Annotated in this window: 6 protein-coding genes; 5 read left to right on the top strand and 1 reads right to left on the bottom strand. The window is 44.0% G+C overall.

Features of this window, described 5'->3' with window-relative positions; genetic code table 11:
- The 5 genes from ACO4PX_RS06260 to ACO4PX_RS06240 form a co-directional block, all read left to right on the top strand.
- A partial coding sequence (locus ACO4PX_RS06260) for a phosphoribosylformylglycinamidine synthase subunit PurQ (RefSeq protein WP_485572006.1) occupies window positions 1-730 on the top strand: 730 nt, incomplete at its 5' end.
- On the top strand, window positions 727-1,329 hold the full coding sequence (purN, locus tag ACO4PX_RS06255) for a phosphoribosylglycinamide formyltransferase (protein ID WP_485572005.1): 603 nt from the start codon (window positions 727-729) through the stop codon (window positions 1,327-1,329). The genes ACO4PX_RS06260 and purN, both read left to right, overlap by 4 nt.
- Complete coding sequence (gene purH / locus ACO4PX_RS06250; RefSeq protein WP_485572004.1) at window positions 1,326-2,843, top strand: bifunctional phosphoribosylaminoimidazolecarboxamide formyltransferase/IMP cyclohydrolase; 1,518 nt, start codon at window positions 1,326-1,328, stop codon at window positions 2,841-2,843. Before purN ends, purH begins: the two co-directional genes overlap by 4 nt.
- A 148-nt stretch (window positions 2,844-2,991) precedes the next feature.
- Entirely contained in the window at window positions 2,992-4,236 is a 1,245-nt protein-coding gene (purD, locus tag ACO4PX_RS06245) for a phosphoribosylamine--glycine ligase (RefSeq protein ID WP_485572003.1), read from the top strand.
- A 169-nt stretch (window positions 4,237-4,405) separates the two neighbouring features.
- On the top strand, window positions 4,406-5,620 hold the full coding sequence (locus tag ACO4PX_RS06240) for an ATP-binding protein (RefSeq protein WP_485572002.1): 1,215 nt from the start codon (window positions 4,406-4,408) through the stop codon (window positions 5,618-5,620).
- Window positions 5,621-5,739: 119 nt separating this feature from the next.
- Here ACO4PX_RS06240 and ACO4PX_RS06235 read toward each other — a convergent pair whose 3' ends face one another.
- Window positions 5,740-7,008 carry an MBL fold metallo-hydrolase gene (locus ACO4PX_RS06235; RefSeq protein ID WP_485572001.1) on the bottom strand — a complete coding sequence of 423 codons (1,269 nt, stop codon included), beginning with the start codon at window positions 7,006-7,008 and terminating at the stop codon, window positions 5,740-5,742.
- Between the last annotated feature and the right edge of the window lie 52 nt (window positions 7,009-7,060).

The raw sequence follows: 7,060 nt of genomic DNA, 5'->3' as shown, positions 1-7,060 counted from the left end.
CTTCCAAAAGGAGGGGGCAGAGGTGGAAACGGTCATTATCCGGAATAAAAGAGAGCAGGATTTAAAGGAAAGCATGGAAGAGTTTGTGGAGAAGTTAAGGGGCGCCCATATCCTGATGTTTGTGGGAGGCTTTTCCAGTGGAGATGAGCCGGACGGCTCTGCCAAGTTTATTGTGAATTTCCTGAGAAATGAGAAGGTGAAAGAGGCGGTTCATAGCCATTTAAAGAAAAAGCGTCTCATCCTTGGAATCTGTAACGGCTTCCAGGCCCTCTTAAAATCCGGCTTACTTCCCTATGGAGAGATCCGGGATCTCAGTGAGGAAGATTTAACACTGTACCACAATGACTGTATGCACCATGTATCCACTACCGCCTTTACCAGGGTGTCCAATACGAACAGTGCATGGACTCGGCATTTCCGCATAGGGGAAATGCATGACGTGGTATTTTCCCATGGCGAAGGGAAGCTCGTAGGAAAATCCATTGAGAAGTGGAAGCATCTTGCGGCGTTCCAGTATGCGGACTTTGACGGAAATGCAAGCCTGAATGGAAAGTTCAACCCCAACGGCTCTTTGTACGGTATCGAGGGCATGGTTTCGGAAGACGGCTTGATCCTCGGGAAAATGGGACACAGCGAACGCTATGGCGAGGGACTGTATCGGAATCGTCGAATTCCGAATCCCCAGAATCTGTTTTACAGCGGGGTACAGTATTTTAAGGGAGCAAAATGAAGAAAATAGCAGTATTTATTTCGGGAGGAGGAACGGATTTACAGTCGCTTATTGACAATGTGCATGAACAAAGCGGCGTAATCCGCCTTGTGGTTTCCAGTCGGGGGGATGCCTATGGACTGGAAAGAGCGAAGATAAGGGGAATAGAGACTATGGTGCTTCCGAAAGGGGACTACGACAGCGCGCTTTTGGAAGAGTTGAAAAAGAGAGAAGTGGAGTGGATCGTGCTTGCCGGTTTTTTAAAGATTCTCTCTCCGGCGTTTATCCGTCATTTTCCCCGGCATATTGTAAATATTCATCCCTCTCTGATTCCGGCCTTCTCCGGCCCCGGATTTTATGGGATGCGGGTGCATGAGGCGGTGTATCGTGCCGGAGTGAAATGGAGCGGGGCAACGGTGCATTTTGTCAGTGAAGTAGTGGACGGCGGGGCAATCCTACTACAGGAGGTGGTTCCCGTTTTGGAAGCAGACGGTCCGGAGGAGATTGCAAGAAGGGTTTTAGAACTGGAGCATCGCATTCTACCGGTTGCAGTGAAAGCCTGTTTGGAAAATCGGGTGTTTTGGCAGGGAGAGCGTGCCTTTATTCGGGAGGAAGTATGAAGACAGCATTAATCAGCGTTTTTGACAAGAACGGCATTGTAGACTTTTGTAAAGGCTTAAAGGATTTAGGCTATCAGCTGATTTCCACAGGGGGAACCTATCAATTATTACAAAAAGAAGTGGAAGTGAAAGAAGTCTCCGAACTGACCGGCTTTCCGGAAATTTTGGACGGGAGGGTGAAGACTCTGCATCCCCGCATCCATGCCGGAATCCTGTATCGAAGAGAGAGCGCACTGCATCAAAAAACCGTGGAAGAACTGGGAATCGACTCCATTGACCTTGTGGTAAACAATCTTTATCCCTTTGAAAAGGTACTTAAGAAGGAAGGGGTGAGTGAGGAAGAGCAGGTGGAAAATATTGATATCGGCGGACCTTCCATGATTCGCGCCGCGGCAAAGAATTTTCGGGATGTTCTTGTGGTGACCGATGGGGGAGATTATGAAGAGGTGCTTCTTCGTCTTCGGGAGGGGAAAAATGACCTTTCCTATCGGGAGCAAATGGCGGCAAAGGCCTTCCGTTATACCGCCTATTATGATGCGTTAATTGCAGAATATTTTAATAATCGCCTTTCTATATCCAATCCGGAGTACCTGAGCATGAGCTATCGCCTGGGCACAAGCCTTCGCTATGGGGAGAATCCCCATCAGGCTGCCGCTTTCTATGAGAAGGTATATGAGGAGAATCCGGCAGAATGGAAGCAACTTCACGGAAAGGAGCTGTCCTACAATAATTATACGGATATGTACAATGCGGTTCGCTTTGTAAAGGAATTTTCCGAGCCGGCAGTGGTGGGCACAAAGCATAACAATCCGGCCGGAATAGGAATCGGGGAAACGATTGATGATGCCTTCGATAAGGCCTATGCCTGTGATGCAACTTCTCTCTTCGGAGGAATTTTCGCCTTGAATCGACCGGTGACCAAGCATATCGCAGAAGTCTTACACTCCTTTTTTATGGAGATTGTGATTGCACCGGATTATGAGGAAGAGGCCCTTTCTATCCTGGAAGAGAAGAAGAATCTTCGGGTGATTGTGATGCCCAACTTGTCCACCTTCTCCCTTCCGAAGAAGACGATGAAAGAAGTGCTGGGAGGCATTCTGGTACAGGACTATGACAATGCGGATCTTACGGAAGAAATGGAAGTGGTCAGTGCGCGAAAGCCCACAGAAGAAGAAATGCGGGATTTGCTTTTTGGCTTTAAGGCGGTAAAAATGGTTGCTTCCAATGGGGCGGTTCTGGTAAAGGACGGCGCGACTCTCGGAATCGGACAGGGGCAGGTACGGCGTACCTGGGCAGTGGAGGATGCCCTTTCCCATGGGGAAGGCAAACACTCCGGGGCTGTGCTGGCTTCCGACGGCTTCTTCTTTGCCGATACGGTGGAGCTTTTACAGAAACACGGCATTCGTGCGGCAATCCAGCCGGGGGGCTCCGTGAAGGATCCGGAAGTGATTGAACTCTGCAATCAGTATGGGATTGCTTTGGTGATGACTCATATTCGGCATTTTAGACACTAAAAGGTATGAAATCTATCGGAGCGTCGAGGCTCTATAGGACGAGAAATAAACCTATCGGAGTATCAAGGTTCTATAGGACTTGGATTTTAAGAAGCTAAGATATCGAGGAACAAAGAGTTCATATCATAAAAATGAAAGGGGCTGTACTATGCGTGTATTGGTTGTGGGAAATGGCGGTCGGGAGGATGCGCTTTGCAAAAAATTACAGGAAAGTCCGCTCTGCGAAAAGCTGTATTGCTGCCCGGGAAATGCGGGGACAGACCGCTATGCAGAGAATCTTTCCCTTGGGAATAACGAAGAAATCGTAAGATTTGCAAAGGAGCACGTGGACTTTGTTGTTGTGGGCCCGGAAAAGCCCTTGTGCGAGGGCCTTGTAGATGAACTGGAAGGGGTAGGAGTAAAAGCATTTGGCCCGAAAAAGAAGGCGGCTCAATTAGAGGGAAGCAAAGATTTTACGAAGCACTTCCTGGAGAAATATGACTTACCCACTGCCCGGTACAAAACGGTATTTTCTTATGAAGAAGGCGTGGAGGCGTTGCAGGATTTTTCCTATCCCCTTGTGATTAAGGCGGACGGCCTCTGCGCCGGAAAGGGTGTGGGGATTTTTCTGGAGGCAGCGCAAGCAAAGCAGTATTTAGAAGATCTTTTTGTGAAAAAGATTTTCGGAGAAGAAGCCAAGAAGGTGGTCATTGAGGAATTTCTGGATGGAAAAGAGGCATCCCTTCTTTGCGTGGTATCCGGAAATCAGTTATTTCCTTTGGAATCGGCGAGGGACTATAAACGAATCTATGACGGAGACCTGGGAGACAATACCGGCGGGGTAGGCTGTTATTCTCCCAACGAGCTGTTTAATGCGGAATTAAAGGAGAAGATTGGAAAGGTTCTGGAGAAGATATCCTATGGACTGGAGCAGGAAGGGCTTCAGTACAGCGGCATTCTTTTTATCGGCTTTATGATAATGGGGGGAGAGCCGAAGATTCTGGAATTTAACGTCCGTTTTGGAGATCCGGAGACGGAAGTGATTTTACCGAGACTCAAGAGTGATTTACTATGTCTTATGGATAAGGCGAATTCCCATAGCCTCCGCAGGGAAGACTTTCAGTGGTCGGAGGAAGCTTGCATGACGGTGGTCATGACCTCGAAGGGCTATCCTCACGCCTTCGAGAAGCATAAGCGGATTACGGGAGAAATTACCGAGCCGACTATCTTTGTTTACCATAACAATACTGTCCTGGAAGAGGGTGCAGCGTATTCCGACGGAGGAAGAGTGCTCTCCGTCACCACCATGGGAGACAGCCTTTCCGCCTGCCGGGAGAAGATTTATGCCCATATCGGTGAGATTCACTTCGATGGCGCGACGTACAGAAAGGACATCGGAATTCCGGTAGAATAGGAAAAGGGAGTCATTTCAACATTAGAATATTGCCAAAAACTGCTTTTATTTTGATTTACAGTCTCTTTTTTCTTCTGCAGAAGTAAAAACTTATGAAAGTAAGGATGTTTTTCTGCATTGTTGTGATATAATATCAGCTAAAAGAAAGTCTTATAAGGAGCTGGAAAGCATGGAAGAGCGGAATAGAATAGAGCGTCCTGAATATTTGCAGACACTTAAGCAGTATAGGGATATGCCTTTGGTGAAAATCCTGGCGGGAATTCGGCGATGCGGAAAATCCACCATTTTGGAAATGTTCAAGGAAGAGCTGATTCGGAGCGGAATTTCGGAGGATCATATCATTAGCCTGCGTTATACCTCGGAAGAGTTGGAAGAGGGCATGAGCAGTAAGGAGATGTATCAGGGGATAAAGCGGTTAATGCGGGATAAAGACCGCTATTATCTTCTGCTGGATGAGGTGCAGGAAGTGACAGGCTGGGAAAAGGCGATAAACAGTCTTTTGGAGGACGCAAACACCGACATTTATGTGACGGGCTCCAATTCCAAGCTGATGTCCGGAGAGATTTCCGACTATTTAACGGGGCGGTATATTTCCATTCCTGTTTACACCCTGTCTTTTTCCGAGTATTTACGTTTTAAGGAAGGAGATTCCCGCTCTAAAAAGGAGCTCTTGCAGGACTATATTCGTATAGGGGGCTTTCCCATCGTGGCCCGCAGTAATTTTGATGAGCGCTCCGCCTATCAGATTGTGGAAGGAATCTATAACTCCGTCATTAACAGTGACATTACTCGGCGATATAAGATTGTAAACCTGGATTTATTTCAGCGTGTGGTTAAATTTGTGGTGGAAAATGTGGGAAAAACCTTTTCCGCCAATGCCATCGCCAAGTTTCTGAAAAGTGAGGGGCGTTCCCTTTCCATTGAATCCATATACAACTACTTAAGCTATCTGGAGAAAGCCTTCGTGATTTATCGTTGCCCCCGATATGATTTACAGGGAAAGTCTGTCCTGAAAACACAGGAGAAATTCTATCTGGCGGACTCTTCCTTAAAATACTGTATGATGGGCTTCAACCCCAAGTCCATTGCTTCTATGCTGGAAAACCTGGTGTACTTTGAGTTGAAACGAAGAGGCTATGAGGTCTATATCGGGAAAAATGAGACGAAGGAGATTGATTTTGTGGCGGTTCGGCGGGATGAGCGAATCTATGTACAGGTCTGCCGGAATCTGCCGGAGGATTCGGATCGGGAGCTGGCTAACCTTTTGGAGCTTAAGGATCATTATCCGAAGTATGTGGTGACGCTGGATGACTTGGCAGGGGGAAATGTGAATGGGGTAAAGCTTGTGCACATGGCGGATTTTCTGATTAGCAGAGAGTATTGAGGTATATACAGGATAAGTACATGAAGGAATCAGGCTATATTTATGACCTGATTCCGACGGTTTCGATTCATAGAAAATAGAAGTTTGAAAGCATGCTAAAAAAATTTCATACTCTCAATTTAAAAATAAAAATAAAATGTCTGTGCCAGATAACTAGAGCAATCTTCTGTTATTACAAAAGGGTGTCCTCCACCTATATGAATACTTTGTATTACATCAGCATCTGGGTGACCATAACTATTCTTTGTGCCAGCAGAAATAATATAAACTTTATCATTTTCGATGAATCCCGTATTAAAGTTCCATGCAGATCCATGATGTGGAACTTGAAAACAACCTATAGTTGACCAATATTTTTCATAATGAGTTTTTAATGCATTAAAATAGGTATCTGTAGATGCATCATAGTCGCCGGTGTATAAACAACCTGGATTCTTACCTCTACTCCAATATCTATTAACGAAACGTCGTCTACTGTAATCTAAATAAAAAATTTCGTTATAAATCCAACCATTAAAAAATCGCTCGTCATCCATGCGCAAATCTAAAGAACCATATATCGAAGAAATTCTACTTAATCTTCCAGAATATACTGTCATAGAATTGCCGTTTCGCTTTCCTGAGATTTTATCGTAAGTTTTTCCTATGATTTCATTAAAAGCTCTTTTTTTCTTTGTTATAACTTCTTCAGGGGGGATAATTACTTCGCCTTCCATGAACTGTCCATTATAGACTGTAATGCCAGACTCATATAAGATTTTTTCAAGTTTTTCTTTTTGAATATTTTGCTCAAAATTAAAGGGAATATATTCCCAAATATCTTTTAAACGTGAATAAGTTAATTTCCTTCCAGAAAGAATGGATTGATCAAATAATTGCCATTCACTATTAGCTTGTGAATTAGAATCATCTTCTAAATCAAATAAATCATCATTATCACTAGGAGAGTTATCTGGTGAAACTTCTTGAACAGCAATTAATTTCGGCTTTATTCTACCATTATTTTCCAAATTATTGATAGCGTTTTTGGGGTTACTAATAAATTGGTAAGTAAAATCATTACTGGATTTTTGTTCATTTAGTTCTTGAAGCAAAATTAATTTATTTACATCTGAAATTAGTGGAAAGAATATATTTTTTACGTGACAATATTTGATTAAGAATGGTATTCCATTTATATGATCCTCGTGAAGATGTGAAATAAATAGAGCGTGAATAGTTTCTCCTTTTTCAAAAGATTTTTGTATTTGGGATTCTACAATTGTTTTGTTTGTTGAAGATCCGCAATCATAAACAACATTAAATTTTTCATAATTGTAAAAAATATGTTCCGTATAAAAAGCACCCTGCCCTACAGGATGAAATAGTCTTAAGATTCTTGCTCTCATTAGTTCTCCTTTCTAAGAAATTACAGGAATTGTCTTAAGCATAATCAAAAAA

This window comes from Oribacterium sp. (genome assembly GCF_057249185.1).
The sequence above is the reverse complement of the archived record's forward strand: the minus strand, read 5'-3'. Positions and strand labels throughout refer to the sequence as shown.

Coding starts and splice junctions, on each gene's coding strand:
- purN (WP_485572005.1), top strand. CDS start 727: ATGAAGAAAATAGCAGTATTTATTTCGGGAGGAGGAACGGATTTACAG.
- purH (WP_485572004.1), top strand. CDS start 1,326: ATGAAGACAGCATTAATCAGCGTTTTTGACAAGAACGGCATTGTAGAC.
- purD (WP_485572003.1), top strand. CDS start 2,992: ATGCGTGTATTGGTTGTGGGAAATGGCGGTCGGGAGGATGCGCTTTGC.
- ACO4PX_RS06240 (WP_485572002.1), top strand. CDS start 4,406: ATGGAAGAGCGGAATAGAATAGAGCGTCCTGAATATTTGCAGACACTT.
- ACO4PX_RS06235 (WP_485572001.1), bottom strand. CDS start 7,008: ATGAGAGCAAGAATCTTAAGACTATTTCATCCTGTAGGGCAGGGTGCT.